This window comes from Mammaliicoccus sp. JADD-157 (genome assembly GCF_049310805.1).
In the GTDB taxonomy this organism is placed as follows: Bacteria; Bacillota; Bacilli; order Staphylococcales; family Staphylococcaceae; genus Mammaliicoccus; species Mammaliicoccus lentus.
In genome coordinates, this window is record NZ_JBMOVZ010000001.1 from 943682 (window position 1) to 966635 (window position 22954).

At 30.1% G+C, this 22954-nt stretch carries 20 protein-coding genes and 1 pseudogene; 17 read left to right on the top strand and 4 right to left on the bottom strand.

The window, feature by feature from the left end; translation table 11 throughout:
• Positions 1–240: 240 nt before the first annotated feature.
• Positions 241–417, top strand: a complete 177-nt coding sequence (locus tag ACO6VN_RS04770) for a hypothetical protein (protein WP_422404291.1) — start codon at positions 241–243, stop codon at positions 415–417.
• Between the two features lie 1505 nt (positions 418–1922).
• Here ACO6VN_RS04770 and ACO6VN_RS04775 read toward each other — a convergent pair.
• Together ACO6VN_RS04775 and ACO6VN_RS04780 are read right to left on the bottom strand one after the other, a co-directional pair.
• The gene (locus ACO6VN_RS04775) at positions 1923–2240 is read right to left on the bottom strand and encodes a hypothetical protein (protein ID WP_422404292.1); all 318 of its coding nucleotides are present in this window, start codon (positions 2238–2240) and stop codon (positions 1923–1925) included.
• A gap of 226 nt (positions 2241–2466) precedes the next feature.
• Positions 2467–2745, bottom strand: a pseudogene (locus tag ACO6VN_RS04780) (YolD-like family protein); the annotation flags it as partial.
• A gap of 205 nt (positions 2746–2950) precedes the next feature.
• Between ACO6VN_RS04780 and ACO6VN_RS04785 the strand changes: the two are divergent.
• Complete coding sequence (locus ACO6VN_RS04785; protein ID WP_422404293.1) at positions 2951–5266, top strand: CDP-glycerol glycerophosphotransferase family protein; 2316 nt, start codon at positions 2951–2953, stop codon at positions 5264–5266.
• Positions 5267–5526: 260 nt separating this feature from the next.
• Here ACO6VN_RS04785 and ACO6VN_RS04790 read toward each other — a convergent pair whose 3' ends face one another.
• Positions 5527–6411 carry a c-type cytochrome gene (locus ACO6VN_RS04790; protein ID WP_216683983.1) on the bottom strand — a complete coding sequence of 295 codons (885 nt, stop codon included), beginning with the start codon at positions 6409–6411 and terminating at the stop codon, positions 5527–5529.
• Between the two features lie 214 nt (positions 6412–6625).
• Here ACO6VN_RS04790 and ACO6VN_RS04795 point away from each other — a divergent pair, with 214 nt between their 5' ends.
• The 15 genes from ACO6VN_RS04795 (at position 6626) to ACO6VN_RS04865 (ending at position 22535) form a co-directional block, all read left to right on the top strand.
• Positions 6626–7819 carry an FtsW/RodA/SpoVE family cell cycle protein gene (locus ACO6VN_RS04795; RefSeq protein ID WP_194200830.1) on the top strand — a complete coding sequence of 398 codons (1194 nt, stop codon included), beginning with the start codon at positions 6626–6628 and terminating at the stop codon, positions 7817–7819.
• Positions 7820–7830: 11 nt separating this feature from the next.
• Positions 7831–8763, top strand: a complete 933-nt coding sequence (locus tag ACO6VN_RS04800) for an LCP family protein (protein WP_194200829.1) — start codon at positions 7831–7833, stop codon at positions 8761–8763.
• 110 nt (positions 8764–8873) lie between these two features.
• A complete protein-coding gene (gene def, locus ACO6VN_RS04805; RefSeq protein ID WP_017000140.1) occupies positions 8874–9362 on the top strand; it encodes a peptide deformylase in 489 nt (162 codons plus the stop codon).
• Positions 9355–10287, top strand: a complete 933-nt coding sequence (fmt, locus tag ACO6VN_RS04810) for a methionyl-tRNA formyltransferase (protein WP_194200827.1) — start codon at positions 9355–9357, stop codon at positions 10285–10287. The genes def and fmt overlap by 8 nt, the downstream gene beginning before the upstream one ends.
• The gene (gene rsmB, locus ACO6VN_RS04815; RefSeq protein WP_194200826.1) at positions 10284–11594 is read left to right on the top strand and encodes a 16S rRNA (cytosine(967)-C(5))-methyltransferase RsmB; all 1311 of its coding nucleotides are present in this window, start codon (positions 10284–10286) and stop codon (positions 11592–11594) included. The genes fmt and rsmB overlap by 4 nt, the downstream gene beginning before the upstream one ends.
• Before the next feature lies 1 nt (position 11595).
• A complete protein-coding gene (gene rlmN, locus ACO6VN_RS04820; RefSeq protein ID WP_017000134.1) occupies positions 11596–12687 on the top strand; it encodes a 23S rRNA (adenine(2503)-C(2))-methyltransferase RlmN in 1092 nt (363 codons plus the stop codon).
• Positions 12688–12690: 3 nt separating this feature from the next.
• Complete coding sequence (locus tag ACO6VN_RS04825) at positions 12691–13437, top strand: Stp1/IreP family PP2C-type Ser/Thr phosphatase (protein ID WP_194201139.1); 747 nt, start codon at positions 12691–12693, stop codon at positions 13435–13437.
• Complete coding sequence (pknB, locus tag ACO6VN_RS04830) at positions 13434–15407, top strand: Stk1 family PASTA domain-containing Ser/Thr kinase (RefSeq protein ID WP_216683982.1); 1974 nt, start codon at positions 13434–13436, stop codon at positions 15405–15407. The genes ACO6VN_RS04825 and pknB overlap by 4 nt, the downstream gene beginning before the upstream one ends.
• Before the next feature lie 165 nt (positions 15408–15572).
• Entirely contained in the window at positions 15573–16763 is a 1191-nt protein-coding gene (locus tag ACO6VN_RS04835; RefSeq protein ID WP_194200824.1) for a S41 family peptidase, read from the top strand.
• A 75-nt stretch (positions 16764–16838) separates the two neighbouring features.
• Entirely contained in the window at positions 16839–18119 is a 1281-nt protein-coding gene (locus ACO6VN_RS04840; RefSeq protein ID WP_194200823.1) for a cytochrome P450, read from the top strand.
• 155 nt (positions 18120–18274) lie between these two features.
• Positions 18275–18955: a response regulator transcription factor gene (locus ACO6VN_RS04845; RefSeq protein ID WP_017000128.1), complete on the top strand. Its 681-nt coding sequence runs from the start codon at positions 18275–18277 to the stop codon at positions 18953–18955.
• Complete coding sequence (locus ACO6VN_RS04850) at positions 18945–20327, top strand: ATP-binding protein (protein ID WP_194200822.1); 1383 nt, start codon at positions 18945–18947, stop codon at positions 20325–20327. Before ACO6VN_RS04845 ends, ACO6VN_RS04850 begins: the two co-directional genes overlap by 11 nt.
• Positions 20328–20368: 41 nt before the next feature.
• Positions 20369–21244, top strand: a complete 876-nt coding sequence (gene rsgA, locus ACO6VN_RS04855; RefSeq protein WP_064211540.1) for a ribosome small subunit-dependent GTPase A — start codon at positions 20369–20371, stop codon at positions 21242–21244.
• Positions 21244–21891: a ribulose-phosphate 3-epimerase gene (gene rpe / locus ACO6VN_RS04860; protein ID WP_194200820.1), complete on the top strand. Its 648-nt coding sequence runs from the start codon at positions 21244–21246 to the stop codon at positions 21889–21891. The genes rsgA and rpe overlap by 1 nt, the downstream gene beginning before the upstream one ends.
• A 2-nt stretch (positions 21892–21893) precedes the next feature.
• Positions 21894–22535 (top strand): thiamine diphosphokinase, encoded by a 642-nt coding sequence (locus ACO6VN_RS04865; RefSeq protein WP_194200819.1) that lies wholly within the window; start codon positions 21894–21896, stop codon positions 22533–22535.
• Positions 22536–22589: 54 nt separating this feature from the next.
• On the opposite strand, the gene rpmB is transcribed toward ACO6VN_RS04865, so the two are convergent.
• Positions 22590–22778 carry a 50S ribosomal protein L28 gene (gene rpmB / locus ACO6VN_RS04870; RefSeq protein ID WP_017000124.1) on the bottom strand — a complete coding sequence of 63 codons (189 nt, stop codon included), beginning with the start codon at positions 22776–22778 and terminating at the stop codon, positions 22590–22592.
• Positions 22779–22954: the final 176 nt, after the last annotated feature.

Sequence of the window (22954 nt, forward strand, 5' to 3'; positions counted from 1 at the left end):
CTAACGTAAAGTCGAGAGCAATCAGCAGCGAAGCATACAAGGTAGCATGTAGGAACGTTCAACAACTAAGTATAGCCAATTGATGGACAGCGCAAGACAGTTAAATACTGATGATATAGTCTAGTCTTATGTGAGAGCGAAAGGTTTCTGCTCATAGAAACCATTTAATGTTATACAAGCGAAATCAGAAACGCTTTCAGGGAAAAGCATTAAATATAATAATACGGGCAATGTTTTGATTTGGTTAACTTTTATTGGAACTATTTAACCGGTGGTCAATTATACGGATTATATGCTAAAGATACACCATTCAAAAATAACTTTAATGGATTAGCAACAGTGTATGAGAATGTACCTTTATTTTTACCACAAACGGCGATACTATTGTTTGGAATGTTAACTGAGGAGAAGGTGTAGGTCATGTAGCTATTGTTCAATCTGCAAATATTAATACTTTTGTTTCATTAGCTTAGAATTATTGGGATGGTGGAGCAAATAAAACAGAAGTGGCACAATCAGAGGCATTATACAACACGAAATGATTTACTCAATGCTAACGTATCTTAGAGTGAAAATATCAACTATCGCTCAATAGAATTGTGCTTTATTATTAGCAAGAAAGATATGAATTATATTAAAAAGTAATCTTCAACATTTCACTAAAAAACTTGCGAAGGTATTCACGGCAAATCTATTGGTGGAACTCCAACTGAAAAGAGCAAAAAGATTACTCGGAAATAACCAGGGTGATTTACAGCAAACACACTGATTAAAGTACGTAAGAACCCTGGACTAAAAGGTAAACAAGTACCAAAGTCTGACTGGATTCAAGCAGGTCAATGGGTAGACTTTATCTCTGTTACTAAGAAAGATGTATATTGGTGGGTTCGCTTTAAATACCCTACTAATCCAAGTGCTGGTTACTTCTATTGTGCAGTATGTAAAATAACGGATCAAGAAGAAAAGATTAATAAAGAGAAATATTAGGGCAAGATCAAATGGAAGAAATAACTTTGTTACTTGTGACAGTTAATTTTATAGACATGTTTTAAAATTGGTTATAGAGGCTATTCTACTAAGGTAGGGTAGCCCTTTTTTGCTTTGTTTTAAGTATTAAAGTGCAATTATAATTCAACTAATGTTCAACTTTTAAACAACAATTATTGTACTATACGCAATTTATGTGTTAATATTTAGATGTAATAGAAATAGCCATCAGGTCTTTAGCCGAGACTGATGACTATAGAGTAAAGGCTCACACTTACGCTGTGATTACCAAACGAACCTTTAGATATTGCAAGAAAAACAAAGGTCAAGCTAACTGTATTTAGTCGTGTTTATACAGTTGGCTTATTTTTTTTGCTTTCCTTTAATAGCATGATACACTGCAAAAATAATAGTGACGGACATAGTAATCGACCATGATACTACAAGAGTAAAATCAAAATTAATGTTAATATCTATATTCATGCTGCTACCCCTTTCCTTTACCAATTCAAGGCTCGAGAGGTGTCACAAAAAATGTAAGGTTCTTTTACTCAATGATTATTATATCATCTAAAAATCTTCGTAACACTCATAATACCTTAAATTTTTATATAAAATAGGTTTGACTTTATCGATATGTTACCTAGACGTTGATACTTAAACATTTGTAAATTTAAATTTTTTACTTTCATAAATCGAGAATTTTAAAGAATATGCCCATATGGTACTAAGTGATATTCAACATTTTAATAATAAGACCAAAAATTGTAAGTTCTCAGACGCCTCGAGAAATGTTTTTGCCTATGGATTTACCCACTAAATAGCTTAGAAATCGCTCTGAATAAATGGTTAAATTCTCATCTTTATCCAAAAATAAGAACTTAAGTTCTGTTAGAGGGGGAAAAACCCACCATAATTGGTGGGTTATTTTTGTATTATGATGGAATATACTTTTGGCATTCTAAATAATAATCAACCATTTCTTCACTTAACAAGGAATGAGGAATATATATCACTCCGTAATCTAACACCTTCTCATTATCAGATTCGTTTTCCAAAATACGATATGATGCTTTAACCAAATTACTTATATTAGAATCTTTGGGATTAATTGAATTTATAAAGTCTAAAGCATCCTCATAACTTTCGAAACTCAGGTTATCATCTGAGTTTATCTTTATACCTATAAAATCTAATTTACTAAAATTCCAATCTTCTGGTGCTAAAATATAAACTTCCCATTTTTTCTTCATACTAAATCCTCCTAGTTGTATTCGCATCTTTCGATGTTGAGATGATTATATAATAAAAAATGTTCATTGTTACCAAACTGTAATATTTTCACTCTATCTCTATAATACAATCCATGTCTAAATACATAACTTGTTTGTTATCTTCATTAATTACTTGTAGCATGTTCATCATTTTATCAAACTTGTGTATTTCACACTTCAAATCTTTAATATATCCATTATGTCAGTATTTTATAGTAGAAATTGAATTGTAAAACATCTTTTCTAAAAGTACATGATTTAAGTCGGCTAGGGGAGATTCGCTTAATTCTGGTTTCTCAATCTTATCTTGATCACGTATGTGTTGATTAATTTCTTCATATTGTTGTGGCATAGTCGCAAAGGGTGCCCATTTAATCATTCCACGTCCATGTGGTATACGTGGGTTAAGATATTCTCTTGGAATATTTCTGTAATCTGTTTCGTATTTATATGGTTCTGGCATGTCATGGTTAATGACTTTCATATAATCACCTCATAAACATTATACGAACAAACGTTCTATTTTGTAAAGAAAAGATCAACGTTTCCATTTATGAATTGTTCGATTCTACCATATTATATAAAAATACATAAATTTTAATGATTTTAGTTATAAAAATTCAATTAAATGTTACTATATTAAATAAAGGATCAATTTTACAAAATTAATTGCGAAGAAGGTTATAATATTGAAAATAGTAAAAATATTTAATGAATTATGTAATATTTCTAAACAAACAAATGATTATATAAGGTTGAATCTTTTTGGTTCTAATAACAATATATACATATCTAAAAATTTATTAAATGAAAATGAATATTTATTATGCAGAGTTAATGAAGCAGTTCCTAATGGTATATTATCCATTATAAAACATAATAATTTAAACTATTATATACATATTAAAAATAATGAAATTTACGTAACCCCTTATATAAATGGTAATACTAATAGAAGTATTGATATTAAGTACGAAAAAATTTATGAAGGATATGAAATAGAAAAAACCAAATATTCATACAAAATTACAGATCAAGTAGGTAATGAACATGTTATTGGAAACGAAATATTTTTAACAGGCCATAATATAATAGATACTTTAGAAAGAACGGAAAATACAAAAAAATATATATATTTAAAAATCACATATGAAAATATTGTTTCATTTTTAGAATATACATTAGCAACTACTCAGTTTTCTTTCAAAACATCTTGTATAAAAGTTATTGATTCAACAGAACAATTTAAAATATTAATGAAATCAAATAATACTTTTAAATTAAATGATGAATCTAATCAAATAATTAAAATTAATAATTTGTTAAAGAATAAAATCCAGGAAATAACATTAAAGAATAACGTCAAAAATTTCAAACCAATAATCATAAAAATCAATAATCGAGTTTTTGTACTATCTCATATTAAAAATCAGATAGTTAAAATAGAATATGATACAAGAGCAAACTTATTATTTAATTCAACATTTATATCATCAAAAGCAACTAGAAGAGGCATAGAGTATTCGGGAACGATTTATTATAAATATCGTAGCGATGTTAAGATAGATAATGTTGTAACTAATGACGGACTTTTAATGGCAAAAATAGAATGGCTTAGTTTAAAAGATTTTAAGTTTACTATTACAAACGATAATTTAGGTAAACTTAAAGAGTTACATAATAATTTGTATTTCGCACATGGTAATACTATTATTCATTCTTTAAACATATTTAATCATTTAGAAATTATTAATAAGGTAGAAGGTGTTAAAGTTTATAAAAAGAATGCTTATGTATCTAGAATAAGCTTAGTTAATAATTTAGTTATTACAGCTACTCCGAAACTACCTATATATAATAATTTAAATAAATTAAAGATAAAGATCGCCAACAAAACAGCTAAAGTTATTAATCTTTTCAAAAATGTAAATGTAAACCTATATTTCGAAAAAAATACCTCTAACGCCTCTGAGTCAGGTTTCGCCGTTTTTGAAAGTGTAAAAAAAGATAAAGAAATTAAATCAGTAAATAAATTTATAATTGATTCTAAATTTGAAGGGTTTAATAGACTTAAGGATAAATATAAAAACGATCTTGTAAGACGTTACTCTTTCAAACATTATTTATATTTATTCATAGCAGACAATTTTATTTCAAGCGAGTTAAGTAATCATGTTTTGGCTATCAGAGTATACGATAATTTATTAGCCAATAAAATAACTAAAACACCTTTATACTTCTTGCAACACGGAATAATGTTTGCCAAACCAGTGGATAACCCTATGGCTTTAGGTTTTCATAAAGAGAATCAAACAAATAATTTGAAAAAGAGTGTCATAAGTTCTGATTTGGAAGCACAAGAATTTTATAAAATGGGCTATGACAAAAATGATTTAATGAAAACAGGTTTACCAAAGCTAGATCAAGCAAACTTGAATAAAGAGGCCAGTAAAATCGCTTTTATGCCAACATGGAGATATTGGGAAGAAGCTTATGTTATTAATAATGAAATTGAAAAAACCTCTTATTATAAATCTTTGATTGAAGTAATTGAGACTTTTGAAAAAGCTGGTCTTTTAGATAAACTTTTAATTGTTCCACATAATAAGTTTGCTGATTATATTAAACAAAATTTAAAGAAATATAAGCACATAATAAATACTAATCCTTCTGAAGCTTTGAAAGAATCTAAAATATTCATTACAGATTATTCTTCTATTATTTATGATGCTATTTATAGAGGAGCTTATCCTATTTTCTATTGGAAAGAAAAAGATTATTTAACAGAAAACTATAAAGCGATACCACCAGTTAATGACAAAAATGCACCAGGGGATATCGCATATAGTGAAAAAGAGTTAATAGAATATGTAAATAAAGCAATAAATAACAATTATAAAGTGGCTAGTGATATAAAAGAAAAATATTTAAAAATTAATGAATTTGATGATAATAAAAATACAGAGCGAGTTATTAATGAATTGAAAAAAGAAAGAGTTCTATGATTTATTAATGGGTCAAACGAAATGTTACAAAAAAATATTTATTAAGAGGGAAAATAAAGGGCATATTTTATAAACAACAACACAAAGGTATGAAATTTTTAGAATTAATATCATGAAAAAAGCCAGTATCTACAACATTCTATAGACACTGGCAATAAGTTATAAAATTAGTTGAGTAATCCGCAAATGATGATGTAGAAGTTATATATAGCACCAATTAACCCCTCTAACTTTAAAATAAACTAGAGGGGTTAAATCAATTATTTAGAACTTACTTCTTCTAATCCCTGCCAATCATAATCATGATTTAATATTTGTTTTCTTTCTTTGTCAGAAATTTTATCGTCAGGTTCTCCACCTTTTGGATAAAATTTTTCTTTTGTTTTATTTACAAACTCTGGTCTATCTTGCGTCAATATATAAGCAGTTATGTCTGAAGCTTCTTGTTTGCTCAACGTTCCTTCTTCACCAAAAGGCATATTATGGTAAATGAAGTCATACATTTTTGAAAATCTACTCATACCTGCACCAGTATTAAATGAGTCTGGTCCCCATAACGATGGTCCTGTAAATGGGGCACTCGATGAACCATTGCCATGACAAGATAAACAATTATTTCTATCGAATGCCTCTTTCCCTTTATCTACATTAGGTTCAGGTATATTTTTTGCTTGTTCTATCTCTGGTGCTTCAGATTTTTTAATGTCTTCACTAATAAAATCTAAATAAGCTACCATTGCTTTCATTTCCTCACTATTTTCTTTGATAGGTTTTCCATTCATACTCCTAGCAAAACATCCATTAATTCGCTCTTTAAGTGAAACATCTCTACCTTCACGGTCTCTGTATTGTGGGTATTTTTTAGAGACACCTTCTAGAGAAAGAGCATTTCCATTTCCTCCTTGAGCATGACAACTCGTACAAGCTAATTTGTTTCCAACATGCTCAGGCATTTTAGAGTTGGTATAAATCATTAATTCTTCCCCTTTACGTAATAACTTACCTTTTTCAGTGTCAGGGTCAGTCGTCCGAACTGATTTTACTGAACTTTCTTTTTCTGATTTTTTTTCGTCGTTAGAACATGCAGTAATTAAGATCAAAACAAATAAAATTAAAGTTCCAAATATAATTTTATTATATTTCATTTAACCCCCTCCTTAATTTTATGCAATTTTAGTATACAATACAGAGTGCAATAATTTAACTAAATTGTATTTTTACATTTCGGAATATTTGTATTTAATTCCATTGTTTATTTCAATATATATTTGTTGAATAAAACAATAATGATATTTAGGTTATCCTAAAATATGTTTGACTAACATAATAAAAAAAGTTACGATTGTTTGAGAATGTGGGGTGTATAAAATTAGATTTAAAAATTATAATAAAATAAATAAAAATGTGGATAAAAGTATTTTATTTTGTTATTTAATATTGGGGATTATAGGAATTATATTTATTTACAGCGCAAGTATGGTTCCTGCACGAATGGGTTCATTAACAAATGGAAATATAATTAATAGTAATCATTTTATGGTCAGGCAATCTATATTTTTATTTGTAGGTACTTTAATTGTTCTATTTATTGCTTATTTTGTGGACATTGATGCTTTAAAAGCGAAAGCATTTCAACAATTTATTATTATCGGTGTCATTATTTTACTTATTATTACCTTGATTTTAGGAAGTGAAATTAATGGTTCTAAAAATTGGCTTAATTTAGGTTTTTTCAGCATACAATCTTCAGAATTTCTAAAGTTAGCCTCTATCATATATCTTTCATACATAATTGATAAAAAAATGTCCCAAGCAAGGATATATAACATTAAAACTTTATTACCCCCATTGTTTATGCTAGGTTTTGGTTTAGTTTTAATCTTAGTTCAAGGTGATTTAGGCGGCACAATATTAAATATTGGTATTATATTGTTTATTTTAATGTATTCAGATATAAAAAATATTGTGAAAGTTCAATTATTCGGTTCGATTTCACTGCCATTTGTAATTTATTTAATTTATACATTAATATTTGATACAAAAAATACATACAGATTGAATCGAATTAAAGTAATCATGGAACCGTTTAAATATGAAAATGGTGAAGGTTATCAATTATCTAATTCTTTATTAGCGATTGGTAATGGGGGCGTTACTGGTCAAGGTATGGGGAACGGCATTATGAAATTAGGTTATTTACCAGAACCACACACAGATTTTATTTTTTCAGTTTTAGCTGAAGAAGCAGGTTTAATAGGAGTTATCGCAGTTATAGCATTATATATGTATATAACATTTAAAGGGATTATATACGCTAATACGACTAAAAATAATTACTACAAAATAATTTGTATAGGTGTAGTCAGTTATTTATTTTTACAAGTATTCATTAATTTAGCTGGAATATCAGGAATAATACCTTTAACAGGTGTTACACTTCCTTTATTAAGTTATGGAGGTTCTTCTCTTTTAAGTATCAGTGTCGCTTTCGGGCTATTACTCGCTACTACTAAAAAGATAAATATGGAAAAAGATTTAGAAACTGATAAATAGGGAGCGAAAACATGAAATTAACAAGAAAAGGTAAAATTGTCATAGCATTGTTTATCATCTTGGTTATAGGATCAACAATAACGATTTATGTAAAATCAAGACTGAACCAATTCAATGTTAATGTTCAAGAAAAGATAGGCACTAAAGAAGAACAAAAAGAATCCGTAGATAAAATTAAAAATAAAAAACCTTTATCAATTGCAATTTTTGGTGTTGATACTGATGAAAAAAGAGACGAAGAAAATATAGGGCAAAGAACTGATTCGCTGTTGATTGCATCAGTTAATCCTAAAGAAGAAACTACAAAGCTTTTAACATTACCTAGAGATACAAACGTTTATATTAATGATATAGATAGAAACGAAAAAATAGCACATGCCTATGCATATGGAGGCGCTAAGACAGCAATAGATACAATCAAGAATAATTTTGACATACCAATAGATGGCTATATAACAATTGATATGGATGGGTTCGAAGAAATTATAGACATTATTGATGGTATAGAAGTTACAAGCAATGCTTCATTTTCATTTAATGGGTCAACATTTAAAGAAGGAAAGAAAACCAATCTTAACGGCAAACAAGCACTTGATTATGTTAGAAGTAGGAAACAAGAGGGTGCTGGTGGAGATGAAGGTAGAACAGCGAGGCAAAGACAAGTTATTGAAGCTGTGTCACAAAAAGTGACGAAAAGTAAAAATGTTATAACATTAAATAAAATTTTAAAAGCAAGCGAAAAAAATGTTAAGTCAAATTATTCGGCAGGAGATTTTAAAAACTTATATGAAAGCTATAAAAAAGGTGCAAATCATATTGATAAATTGTCATTAGATGGAATGAATCAAATAGAAGATGATGGTATATGGTATTTTGAACCTGACGAGCAATCTAAGAAAACTATAATAGAAGAATATAAAACTAATTTACAAATAGATACTTAATGGTATTTGTATAAAGTGTTTTTAAAATTTTAAAAAGGCAGTTATAACTGTCTTTTTTATTTGTTTTAAGTTATAATTATACGATGAGTTTTTATAAAGGAGCGATAGATATGGCTGTAAAACCACTTGTTACTGCCCCCAATCCAATTTTAAATAGAGAAGTTAAAGATGTCGTAAATTTTGATGAATCAATAAAGCAATTAATTGCTGATTTAGAAGATACAATGTTTGATAATGATGGTGTTGGAATTGCCGCGCCACAAATTGGTGTTGATTTAAAAGTTGCGCTTGTTGATATGGAGCAAGATGGTATTTTGCAGCTTATAAACCCAACTATTTTAACACAATCTGAAAAAACTGAAACAGATGTAGAAGGTTGTCTCAGCGTTCCGGGTGTTTATGGTGAGGTTGAAAGAAGTGTCATGATTACTGTTAAGAGTAAAGATTTAAATGGTAATGATGTAGAATTAACTGCATATGATGATATTGCGAGAATTATTTTACACGAGATTGATCATTTATATGGTGAGTTGTTTACAGATAAAATGACGAGAGAAGTTAGTGAAGAAGAGTTAGAGGAGATGTATAAGGATGAGTAAAATTGTTTTTATGGGTACGCCTGATTTTTCTACAGGTGTGTTAGAGATGCTTATTCAAGAGTATGATGTAATTGCAGTTGTAACACAACCAGACCGTCCTGTTGGCAGAAAGAAGATACTAACACCACCGCCAGTTAAAAAGGTAGCTTTAGAACATAATATACCTGTATATCAACCTGAAAAACTGAATAATTCTTCTGAATTAGAAGAAATCATTAATTTAAAACCTGATTTAATCGTGACAGCTGCATTTGGCCAATTATTACCTAAATCTTTGCTTGATGCGCCAAAACATAAAGCAATCAATGTGCATGCTTCATTGTTACCTAAATATAGAGGTGGCGCGCCAATTCATTATGCTGTAATGAATGGAGAGAAAAAAACAGGAATTACGATTATGTACATGGCAGAAAAATTAGATGCAGGAAATATTATTAGTCAAGACGAAGTTGAAATACTTGAAAATGACACAGTAGGAGAAGTTCACGATAAACTAGCAACACTTGGGACAGACTTGTTGAAGAGAACTTTACCTACTATTTTTAATGGTACTAATGATAGCATTGTTCAAGACGACAGTTTAGCTACATTTGCATCGAATATTTCTAGAGAAGACGAACGAATTGATTGGACTAAAGATGCACAAACAATTCACAATCACATTCGGGGATTATCACCTTGGCCGGTTGCTTATACGACTATGGACGGTAAAAACTTAAAGCTATGGCGTAGTGAAATCGTTGAGAATGTCAAAGGTGAACCAGGTGAAATCATTGAAACGACTAAAGATGCAATTATTGTTGCGACTGGTTCGGAAGAAGGCGTTGCTTTAACTGAAATACAATTAGCAGGTAAAAAACGTGTAAAAACACGTGATTATATAAGCGGATTACAATCCAAAATTGATGGGACAAAATTAATATGATGAATAATAATGTAAGATATGTTGCTTTAACGATATTAGACGACGTACTAACAGGTGAAGCATACAGTAATCTACAGCTTAATGAAGCAATTAAAAATGAAGCTGTATCAAAAAAAGATATAGGCTTATTAACTGAGCTTGTATATGGAACAATACAAAGAAAAATCACTTTGGAATACTTAATAGAACCTTTTATACAAACTAAATTAAAAGGTTGGATGAAACGTTTATTAATCATGAGCGCGTATCAATATGTTTATTTAGATAAAGTGCCAGATCATGCAATTATTAACGAAGCCGTAAACATAGCAAAAAATCGTGGTGACCTGCATAATAGTAAAGCTATAAACGCTATACTTAGAAGTTTCATAGCAGCACCTTTGAGAACATTTGATGAAATTAAACATGATGACAAAAGGTTATCAGTTGAAGCTAGTGTGCCTCTATGGTTAACAAAACATTGGATTACTCATTTCGGTTATGAAAAAACAAAAGAAATGTGTTTATTAAGTTTAACGCCTCCTGATACAACGGTAAGAGTGAATACGACAAGAATTACAGTTACAGAAGCTATTGAAAGATTGGAAAGTAACGGTTATACTGTCGAATTAGATAAAGATATTGAACGTTGTTTGCACATTAAAGGTGAACCAATAGTGAACGATCGATTATTTAAAGACGGACTTCTTTCAGTTCAAGATAAAAGTTCAATGTTCGTAGCTGAAATAATGAATGTTAAAGAAGGTAGTACTGTATTAGATGCTTGTAGTGCACCTGGAGGAAAAACGTGTCATATAGCTGAAATGCTTAACCAAACTGGTCAAGTTGATGCTTATGATATTCATCCACATAAAATCGATTTGATTGATTTTAATGTTAAAAAGTTAAGACTTAAAAATGTAAATACTGATGTTCATGACGCTACGCAACCTTTTAATCAAACTTATGATTATATTTTAGTTGATGCGCCATGTAGTGGGTTTGGGGTAATGAGAAGAAAACCTGAAATCAAATATGAAAAAACATCAAAAGATGTAGAAGCATTATGGCATTTACAATTGGAAATTTTAGAAAATGCAAGTAAATCTTTAGCACCTGGTGGAGAACTTGTATATTCAACATGTACGATTGAACAAATGGAAAATGAAAACGTTGTTTATTCGTTTTTAAAAGCTAATAAAGACTTTGAATTCTCGACTTTTATAGACCCAAGAACCAATCAAGAAACGAAAACGTTACAATTACTCCCTCAAGATTATAATTCTGATGGATTCTTTATTACTAAAGTGAAAAGAAAGGAAAGATAATATGCCCGCGATACAGAAAAAGCGTAATAAATTTATGCCTAACTTTGAAAGACCTTCAATATATTCTTTACAGTTGGGAGAATTGGAAGATTGGTTAGTAGAACAATCAGAACCAAAATTTAGAGCAAAACAAATTTTTGATTGGCTGTATGTAAAAAGAATAAATTCTTTTAGCGAAATGACAAATTTATCAAAAGAATTAAGAGAAAAATTAGCTCAATCATTTGAAATCACTACATTAGAAGTAGCAGTTAAACAAGAAAGTAAAGATGGCACGATAAAATTTTTATTTGAACTTCAAGATGGGTACACAATTGAAACAGTTTTAATGAGACATGAGTATGGTAATTCCGTTTGTGTAACGACTCAAGTAGGTTGTCGTATCGGTTGTACATTCTGTGCATCATCTATAGGTGGATTAAAACGTAACTTAGAAGCGGGAGAAATTGTATCTCAAGTTCTAACAGTACAAAAAGCACTTGATGAAACTGATGAGAGAGTAAGCCAAGTTGTTATTATGGGTATTGGTGAACCATTTGAGAACTATGATGAAATGATGGGCTTCTTAAAAATTATTAACCATGACAAAGGTTTAAATATTGGTGCGCGTCACATTACAGTTTCAACTTCAGGTATCATTCCAAAAATTTACGATTTCGCAAATGAATCATTACAAATTAACTTTGCGTTAAGTTTACATGCTGCTGATAATGAAACACGTTCAAGATTAATGCCAATTAACAGAGCATATGATTTAGATAAATTAATGGAAGCTATTGAATATTACGTAGAAAAAACTAATCGTCGTATAACATTTGAATATGGTTTATTTGGAGGCGTGAATGACCAAGTTCATCATGCGAGACAACTAGCAGAAATGATTAAACATTTAAATTGCCATGTGAATTTAATTCCAGTAAATCATGTACCAGAGCGCGACTATGTTAAAACAACAAAAGAAGATATCTTTAAATTCGAAAATGAATTAAAAAGAAGAGGTATCAATGCTACAATTAGACGTAACCAAGGTGCAGACATTGATGCTGCATGCGGACAATTAAGAGCAAAAGAGCGAAAAGAAGAAACGAGGTAACAAATCATGGAAGCACGTTTTTTTACAGATGTCGGTCAATTTCGGGAACAAAATGAAGATGCAGGTGGGATCTATGTAAACCAGACTGGTCAAGAATTACTTGTAATTTGTGATGGAATGGGCGGCCATGCTGCAGGAGAAGTTGCAAGTCAATTTGTGAATGATTCACTTAAAGAAAGATTCGAAAATGAAAATTATATTGAATTTGAACAAGCTGAAGCATGGTTGAAATCGAACTTATCAGAAATCAATAGACATTTATATAACGAATCGATGAGCCACGATGCATATAGAGGCATGGGAACTACATGTGTTTGTGTATTAATTTACGAAAAAAATGTCGTAGTGGCAAATATTGGTGATTCACGTGCTTACTTGATTAATAATCGAGAAATGATGCAATTAACAGATGATCATACATTTGTTAATCATCTTGTTTCGATTGGAGAAATAACAAAAGAAGAAGCATTTACTCATCCACAAAAAAATATTATTACTAAAGTTATGGGTACAGATAAACGTGTTATCGCCGATGTATTTTATTTTAATACTAAATTCTACGATTATTTATTATTAAATTCAGACGGTTTAACAGATTATTTACATGAAAATGATGTTCAAGAAATTATCATGTCGCATGAAGGAACAGTTGATGAAATAGGTAAAGATTTGATAGACGCTACCATTAACGCCGAAGGGAAAGATAATATTTCACTTATATTATGTCCGTTCGAAGGTGGAAAAATATGATAGGTCGCATAATCGCCGGTCGCTATGAGTTTGTGAAGTATTTAGGTGGCGGTGGTATGAGCAATGTTTATTTAGCAAAAGATAATATATTAGATCGTAAAGTTGCAGTAAAGGTTATCAATATACCGCCTTATGAAAAAGAAAAAACTGTCGAACGTTTCGAAAGAGAAGTTCAAAATACAACAATCTTAAGTCACAATAATATTGTGAACGTCTTAGATGTTGAAGAAGATGATAATTGTTACTATTTAGTAATGGAATATATAGAAGGACCAACTTTGAAAGAATATTTAATTAAAGAAGGTCGATTATCTGCTGAAGAAGCGATTGAAATGACGCTTCAAATATTAAAGGGTATTGCTCATGCACATCATCACCGCATTATCCATCGCGATATAAAACCACAAAATATTTTAATGACTCAACATGGCACTTTAAAAATATTAGATTTTGGAATTGCTAGAGCTTTAAGTGAAACAGCATTAACTGAAACCAACCATGTAATGGGATCGGTACAATATTTGTCTCCTGAACAAGCTAAAGGTCAATCTACAGATGAATCTTCAGATATATACTCAATCGGTATTGTACTTTATGAATTACTAACTGGTCATCCACCTTTTAATGGAGAAACGCCAGTTAGTGTGGCAATTAAACATATTCAAGAAGAAATACCATCTGTGAAAGAAGAACGACCGTCTATCCCACAAAGCGTTGAAAATGTAATAATGAAAGCAACTCAGAAGGAAAAAGCTTTAAGATATCGAGATACAGACGAAATGTATTTTGATTTACAGACAGCTTTGGATGATGAAAGAAAAGATGAAACGCCAAGATATAATACAAATTCTGAGACAAAGACGATACCAGTTGTTAAATCAGAAAGTTCCAATGAACATACAAAAGCTGTACCTGTTGCTTCAACGGCTAACAGTCAGACTAATTCAGCTCAAAACAATGTAAATAGTAAACCGAAACGTAAAAAGAGCAAATGGTTGATTATATTTGTTCCGATTTTATTAGTGTGCATGCTTTTAGGCGCTATTGGTTTTGCTTTGACTGCTCCTAAGTATGAAGATGTACCAAATTTACTTGGTAAATCTAGAGGTGAAGCAATGGCGCTAATAGATGAAAAAGGTCTGAGAAAAGGCGAAATTACAGAAGATTTCAGTAATAATTTCAAAGAAGGCGAAGTAATGAAAGTTTCGCCAAAAGTAGGAACAAGAGTTAAAGAAATGACTAAAGTTGATTTAGTGATTTCTAAAGGTATAGAAACTTTTACAGTCGAAGACTACATTGGGAAATCTAGTGAAGAAATTAAAGAAAAACTAGAGAAAAGCGGTTTTGATTCTGTAAGAATAAAAGAGGAATATGATAGTGCTACTGAAGGGTCTATAATTAATCAAAGCATTGAGCCAGGCAGTAAAGTTGTGCCTAAAGATACCACGATTATTTTAACTAAATCTATCGGTGTTGAACAAGCTTTTGTAAAAGATTATACAGGTGAAAATATAGATACTGCTAAATCTGAATTAGAGGATTTAGGATTTAAAGTAGAAACTAAAGAAGTAGATTCTAAAAAGTCAAAAGACACTATCGTTAAACAGTCATATAAAAATGTACAATTACCTGTAGATTCAACAATATACTTTAATATATCTAATGGTAAAAAAGAAAAATCGGATTCAGATGAAGACAAAGATGATGAAGATAGTTTAAGTGATAAAACGTATAATCAAACAGTTTATATACCTTTTACAGGTTCTGATAGTAAAAAAGGTCAAAAAGTAGAAATATTTATTAAAGATAAATCACATAAAATAAAAGATGCTACTGAAACTTTCACTATTAAAAAAGATACAACCAAAACTTTAAATTTCGTAATACCTGAAGATGAATCAGCAGAGTATCGTGTTGTAGTAGACGGCAAAGAAATAGAAAGTAACGAGATTGATTATGATGATTTCTAAAGCATTTAAATTTTAAAATGTCCAAGACATTTATAAGTAGTAAAAGTTCTGTTATTAAGGATTTTTACTACTTTTTTATTAGGGGGAATTAACGAATTTAAAAAATAATTGATTTCAGCAGTTGTTATTAGTAAAATTTAGAAAACGGTTATGAGGTGAATGAAAATGTTGCCATATGTATCAATATTTGAATATATTCATAAACAAGTTGAACATAATATAAATACACAAGAATCTATACTTGAAGTATATAAAGAGTATAAAAATATAGTGAACTCACCTCAACTAACAGATAAAGTGTTTATCGAAGTGATTAATAATTATTTCTATGATGCAAACATAAAGTATAGTAGCTTAACAGCCTTGAAAGAACAAAAGCAACAAGTTGGATTTAAAGTAAGAGCTACTAAAGATGGTTTAATTGTCACTGAAGTAACGGATGACTTGAGATTTGTAGTAGGTGATGAAATTACAGCTCTTTCTGGAGATGGAATTGAATATTGTCGAAAAAGATATCATCGTATTTTAGGTGAGAAACCTTATCATCGTGAAGATTGGCATCATATTTTAACATTGCAAAATGATGTTGATATAAATAGAAGTCATCAATCTTACCATTTCGAATTAAAAAAGTATATATTCAAAGAAGAAGCACAAATTCGAATTTATGAAAGAGATGAAATTCCGATTGTAAATATTAAAGGTAATATTTCATTTGAACAAACAATTGATGCATTATACCAATTATCAAAAATTAAAAGTTCTCGCATCATATTTGACGTAAGAAATGCGAATTTCGACAGATTAAGCATCGCTGAATTTTTAATACCATATTTTTATGAGGTTGGCTTACGCTCACAAGTTAGAACTAATGAAGCGCAAGTTGAAACTACAATTGAAAAAAATACAAATTTATTTATAAGAAAGCTTGAAAAGCTGTATAAAGAGTCTGAAGAAATGAATGAACAAGCTTTTTATCAAAATATTATCGATCAAACAGAAGGAAATTGGCAATATTTTGATGATAATCAAATTGAATTCACAGGACTAAGTCGCTTTGAAGATATAACAATTATAATAGACAAAGATACAGAGATGGCTGCAGAATGGTTTGTTCAAAAAGTTCAAAATTCAAACATAGTTAACGTAATTGGTAGACCTACAAAAGGTGATTTATCATATATGGATTTGGTTGAGGAGAAGATAGACCAACGTTTTCTATTAAGCTATCCTGTTTATAATCTAAAAAGAAAAAATTATGATTCAATGGTATATCCAAATGAGCTCATTGAATGGTCAAAAAGACACGCATTATATGATTACGATATTAAATTTGCTATTAATAATAGATGTTAATTGATTATTTCATCAGAAAATGAAATAATATGAAAGTATATGAAATTTACAATAATTTAGGGGGCAATCATATTTATGGGTAAGAATATACCAAGAGAACGAGGTCTTGATAATACTATTACAGTATTAAAAGAAGCGTACGAATATGTACCAAATAGACTTGAAAAACATGACACAAATATTTTTGAATTAAGAGCATTAGGTGGACGTAGAACTGTCGTAATAAGTGGTAAAGAAGCTGCTGAATTATTCTATAATAATGATTTAATTGAAAGACAAGGAACACTACCTAAACGTATTGTAAATACTTTGTTTGGTAAAGGTGCTATACATACTACTGGCGGCAAAAAACATATTGATCGTAAAGCACTATTTATGTCTTTAATGACTGAAGAGAACTTAGAGTATTTAAGAGAACTAACACGTAATCAATGGTTCATGAATACTGAGCGTATGGAAAGAATGGACGAAGTGAATGTTTATAAAGAATCAATCTTAATGCTAACAAAAATTGGCTTTAGATGGGCTGGTATTATTGCTTCTCCTGAAGAAATCGAACAATGTGCAGCAGATATGGATACAATGATTGATTCATTTAAAAATATCGGTACAGTATTTAAAGGATATAGAGAAGCTAAACAAGCAAGAGATCGTGTAGAGACTTTCCTTGAAAATCAAATAATTGCTGTTCGTGAAGGTAAAATAAACCCACCACAAGGTACAGCATTATATGAATTTAGTCATTGGGAAGATTTCGAAGGTAACTTAATGGATTCTAGATTATGTTCTATCGATTTAATGAACGTTGTACGTCCATTAGTTGCGATTAACCGTTTTGTAAGCTTTGGTGTAAAAGCTTTCCATGATTATCCTGGTGAAGCAGAACGCGTCTTTAATAATGAAGATGACTACGCTTATAAATTTATCCAAGAAGTTAGAAGATTTTATCCATTCGTACCTTATTTACCAGGTAAAGCTGCGGTAGATATTGATTTTGAAGGTTATACAATCGAAAAAGATACTTTCTTAGTATTAGATATTTACGGTACATTACACAGAGATGGTCTATGGGAAAATCCTGAAAGATTCTATCCTAACCGCTTTAATGATTGGGATGGTAGTCCATTCGACTTAATTCCACAAGGTGGCGGAGATTATTACACAAATCACCGTTGTGCTGGTGAATGGATGACAATAATTATAATGGAAGAAACAATGAAATATTTCGCTCAAAATATTTCTTACGATGTTAAAAAAGATCAAGATACGTCTGTTAATTTAAATAAATTACCTGGTCGTGTTGTTGACGGAATGATTATCACAAATGTTAACGCACTAGTTAACCGTAACGTATAAAATGAAAGTGATTTTATAAATGATAATGTATATGAGGCTGAGACATTTATTTTATGTCCTAGCCTCATATTTTTTCATAAATTAAATAGAAAAATAAGGTATTATGAGAATTTTTTATTCAATTTTTGGTATGATAGGAAGTAAGAGGTGATAGCTTGGTTAACTGTTTAGTTGTAGATGATGATCGATTTATTTTGAATGATTTAAAAAGAGAAATAGAGCGTGAAAATATACATGTTATTACGAGTTTAAATGGAGAAGAAGCTTTAGATGTTGTAGAGCATCAACATATAGATATTGCTGTTGTTGATATTATGATGCCAGGTATTGATGGATTTGAACTTTGTAAAATGCTAAAAGACAGCTTTGATGTACCAGTCATTATGTTAACTGCTCGGGATGAACTTAGTGATAAAGAAAATGCATTTTTAGCTGGTACGGACGATTACGTTACTAAACCATTTGAAATGAAAGAATTAATTTTTAGAATTAAAGCTGTTCTTAGAAGATTTCAAATTAATACTTCTAACGAATTGAAAATAGGCAATACTACAGTTAATTCTATCGATATGGAAATAACCATTAATCAAAAATCAATGCTACTACCCAAAAAGGAATTTACACTATTAGATTATTTAATGAGAAACAAAGATAAAGTGTTACAAAGAGAACGCATTATAGAAGTTGTTTGGGGATTAGATTTTGAAGGTGATGAAAGGACGTTAGATGTTCATGTTAAACGTTTGAGAAAAAGACTTGAAAAATTAAATAGCGACGTGCTTATTAAAACTGTAAGAGGTGTTGGTTATAAGGTGGTGCTAGAAGGTGAAGTTTAAATCATTAGCTCAGCGTATCACCATTTATACGATTGTAGTAATGATAATAAGTTCTGTTCTTGGATTCGTTTTAACCAATATTTATTATCATATAGATTTGAAAAATAAAAACGACCAAAAAGTGATGCAAACTTTAAAAAAGGTACAAAAATATATCGATGATGATGAAGGTGTATCTTTGGATACGTATTTAAACCACGTCAGTGATTTGCATTATCAAGCCATTCTATATGATGAAAAACAAAAGGCTACTTATTATGGTGATTCATTTAGGAAATTTAATTTAGACAAAGATGAAGTTACGAAAGTTTTAGATGGTAAAGATTATCATGGAATAAAACAAAGACCATTTAATATTTTTATAACAGGCTTTTTTGACAATGAAACGAGGAATACAGTAGGTCTTAAAATCAATCATAATGGAGAACATTATGCCCTATTCATGAGACCAAGCGTAGGGACGATGTTAGGTGAATTTAGAGTATTCTTAGCGATATTACTTGTTTTATTAATTATAATTTCACTCACACTAGTTATGTTCTCTAGCTATTCGTTAACAACGCCAATTAGAAGGTTGATGCGAACAACTAAAGCTATAGGTAAGGGTAATTTTGATGTTGATATTAAAGTAACTCGTGATGATGAAATTGGAGTACTTCAAAAAAGGTTTATAAGGATGAGAGATGAATTAAAACAACTAGATACAATGCGTCAATCTTTCGTTCAAAATGTATCCCATGAAATTAAATCACCATTACAATCAATTTTAAGCTTACTAAGAGAACTTGAACATGAACAAAACGCTGATAAGAGAACTCAAATTATTGAAGATATTTATAGCAGAGCTTATAGATTGAGTAATTTGACGAAGCAACTGTTATTGTTATCTGAATTAGATAACAGTGAACATTTAACTTTTGATGATGATATAGAGCTGGATAAGTTATTAAAAGACATAGTGAGAAATTTAAATTATTTTATTGATGAAAAAGATATGTCAGTTATGTTTGATTTAGAAGAAATAAATATTAAAGGGAACTCTAAGTTACTATATCAAGCATTTTATAATATTTTAAACAATGCTATTAAATATTCACCAGAATTTAGTATGATTCAAATTAAATTATTTTATGATGAAAACAAAACGTATGTTTCTATTATCGATGAAGGTTTCGGCATGTCACCAGAACAACTATCACAAATAAAAGATAGATTTTATAAAGGTGATCAATCACATAATATCCATGCAGACAGCAATGGTTTGGGATTATCTATAGTAGAATCTATTATTCAATATCATGATGCAGATATCGATATAAAAAGTGAGATTGATGAAGGAACTGAAGTCGTGGTATCGTTTAAGAAACCATAAACTTATAGTTAGCTATAATAAAAAAATAGGTAGGTGTTAAATTGAAAACAGGTCGTATAATAAAATCGATTAGCGGTGATTATTCGGTTCAAACTGAAGATGGAGTTTATATAACAAAAGCTAGAGGTTTATTTCGTAAAAAGAAAACATCACCAACAGTTGGGGATATTGTTGATTTTCAAGTAGAGAATGAAACCGGTGGCTATATTCAACATATTCATGAAAGAGAGAATATATTACTAAGACCTCCTGTGTCGAACATTAATAAAGTAATTGTAGTGATGAGCGCAGTAGAACCAGAACTGAGTCAACAGCTTTTGGACCGTTTTTTAGTCGTAGTTCATTCATATAATATTTCACCAGTCATATGTGTCACAAAAAAAGACTTGGCTACTGATGAACAAAGCGCACAGATTAAACAGTTGTTAAATGAATATAAAATGATTGGCTATGAAACAATTTTTGTCGGTAATGACGATGATTTGTCATTAACAATCAAGCCACTCATAAAAGGTATTATCGTCTTAAGTGGTCAGTCAGGTGTAGGAAAGTCATCTATGATGAATCGATTATTTGAAGACTTAAATATTGAAACAAACAAGATTTCTAAAGCATTAAATAGAGGAAAACATACTACTAGACATGTCGAACTTTTTGAAATGGAAGATGGATTTTTGGCTGATACTCCAGGGTTTAGTGCATTGGATTTTTCTCATATTGAAAAAGAAGATTTAACAAATTATTTTCCTGAATTTGAAGAAGTAAAATCAGAATGTAAATTTAGAAATTGTACACATATTAACGAACCAAAGTGCGCAGTTAAAACTTTAATCGAAGAAAGAGAATTTTATAAAACGAGATATAACCATTATGTAGCGTTATTCGAAGAAATACAAAATAGAAAGGTAAGATATTAATGGTCAAAATAGCACCGTCACTATTAGCATGTGATTTTTCAATTTTAAAAGAAGAAGTAGATAAAGTTCGTGAAAGTGGAGCAGATATATTACATTTTGACGTAATGGATGGACAATTTGTTCCTAACATTTCAATAGGATTACCAATACTAGAATCATTAAGAAAAGTAACTGATATGACGATTGATACACACTTGATGATTGAAAATCCAGAACAAATGATAGATTTATTCTGTGAAGCTGGGAGTGATATGGTTTCGGTTCATTACGAAGCAACACCTCACATTCATAGAGCTATACAACAAATAAAGTCACATGATAAATTGGCTGGAGTTGTAGTTAATCCAGGTACACCTATAGAATTAACAGCTCAAATATTACAAGATGTTGACTTTGTTCTAATCATGACAGTTAATCCTGGGTTTGGTGGCCAATCATTCATAGAAACAACTTTAGATAAAATAGAATGGTTAAATGAGTACAGACAAGAACACGGTTTAAACTTTGAAATAGAGGTCGATGGTGGTATCAACGAAACCACAAGTGCTCAATGCATAGACAAGGGTGCTGATATATTAGTAGCAGGATCTTATTATTTTAAACATGATGATTATAAGCAACCTGTACTTAAATTAAAGGGTGATTAACTTTGAAAGTAAAATTATTATGTAGCGTTAGAAATATTCCATCTAATCTATTTGATGATAAAAATGTAGACTGGATCGGTGTAGATAGAGGCACTTTAGAGTTGGTTAACAATCAAATTAAGCCTATATCAGCAGTTGGGGATTTTGATTCTGTTAATGAACAAGAGTTAGAACAAATAAGGAAAGCTATAGATGTTTATCCCGTCAAAAAAGAAAAAGATGATACAGATTTAGCGTTAGCAGTAAATTTAGCGGTTGATATGGGCTATACTGAAATAGAAATTTATGGAGCAACAGGTGGCAGATTAGATCACTATATGGGTGCGATTCAAATTTTAACAAAACCAGAATTTTTAAAGCAAGATTTTAAAATTTCACTTATTGATCAACAAAATCATATAAGTGTTTTAAAACCTGGGAAACACGAAATATTTAGAGTAGGAGATATGACTTATGTATCATTTGTACCTTTAAATACAGGTATTAGAATTAAATTAGATGAGTTGAAATATGAATTGCCATTTACAACACTAGATCAAGGTTCTACGTTAACCATTAGCAATGAGTTTAAAGGGGGATTGGAACGAGGTTTCGTACAAGTTGAGTTAGGAAATATATTAATTATTCAAAGTAAAGACATATAAAAAAAGAGAACCTTCCACACAAAGGTTCTCTTTACTATATGTGACTTATATTCATTAAACGCGTGTAACTTTACCTGATTTAAGAGCACGAGCAGAAACCCATACACGTTTAGGTTTACCGTCAACTAAAATTCTAACTTTTTGTAAGTTAGCGTTCCAACGACGTTTGTTAGCATTTAATGCGTGAGAACGATGGTTACCCGTTCTAGCTTTACGACCTGTTACGAAACATTCTTTAGCCATAAATATCCTCCTTTAATGAAATATAAATACACATTTATTTACGTTTACACACTTTAATAATATAACACGCGTATTATGCCATTTCAATATCTAATTTACAAAAATAAGAAAAAATATCAACAAATTTCGCTAAAAGTATTTTAAAGTTGAGTTTATTTGTTATAATTATATCTTGT

Coding starts and splice junctions, on each gene's coding strand:
- pknB (WP_216683982.1), top strand. CDS start 13,434: ATGATAGGTCGCATAATCGCCGGTCGCTATGAGTTTGTGAAGTATTTA.
- rlmN (WP_017000134.1), top strand. CDS start 11,596: ATGCCCGCGATACAGAAAAAGCGTAATAAATTTATGCCTAACTTTGAA.
- rsmB (WP_194200826.1), top strand. CDS start 10,284: ATGATGAATAATAATGTAAGATATGTTGCTTTAACGATATTAGACGAC.
- ACO6VN_RS04790 (WP_216683983.1), bottom strand. CDS start 6,411: ATGAAATATAATAAAATTATATTTGGAACTTTAATTTTATTTGTTTTG.
- rpe (WP_194200820.1), top strand. CDS start 21,244: ATGGTCAAAATAGCACCGTCACTATTAGCATGTGATTTTTCAATTTTA.
- rpmB (WP_017000124.1), bottom strand. CDS start 22,778: ATGGCTAAAGAATGTTTCGTAACAGGTCGTAAAGCTAGAACGGGTAAC.
- fmt (WP_194200827.1), top strand. CDS start 9,355: ATGAGTAAAATTGTTTTTATGGGTACGCCTGATTTTTCTACAGGTGTG.
- ACO6VN_RS04800 (WP_194200829.1), top strand. CDS start 7,831: ATGAAATTAACAAGAAAAGGTAAAATTGTCATAGCATTGTTTATCATC.
- ACO6VN_RS04840 (WP_194200823.1), top strand. CDS start 16,839: ATGGGTAAGAATATACCAAGAGAACGAGGTCTTGATAATACTATTACA.
- ACO6VN_RS04775 (WP_422404292.1), bottom strand. CDS start 2,240: ATGAAGAAAAAATGGGAAGTTTATATTTTAGCACCAGAAGATTGGAAT.
- ACO6VN_RS04835 (WP_194200824.1), top strand. CDS start 15,573: ATGTTGCCATATGTATCAATATTTGAATATATTCATAAACAAGTTGAA.
- def (WP_017000140.1), top strand. CDS start 8,874: ATGGCTGTAAAACCACTTGTTACTGCCCCCAATCCAATTTTAAATAGA.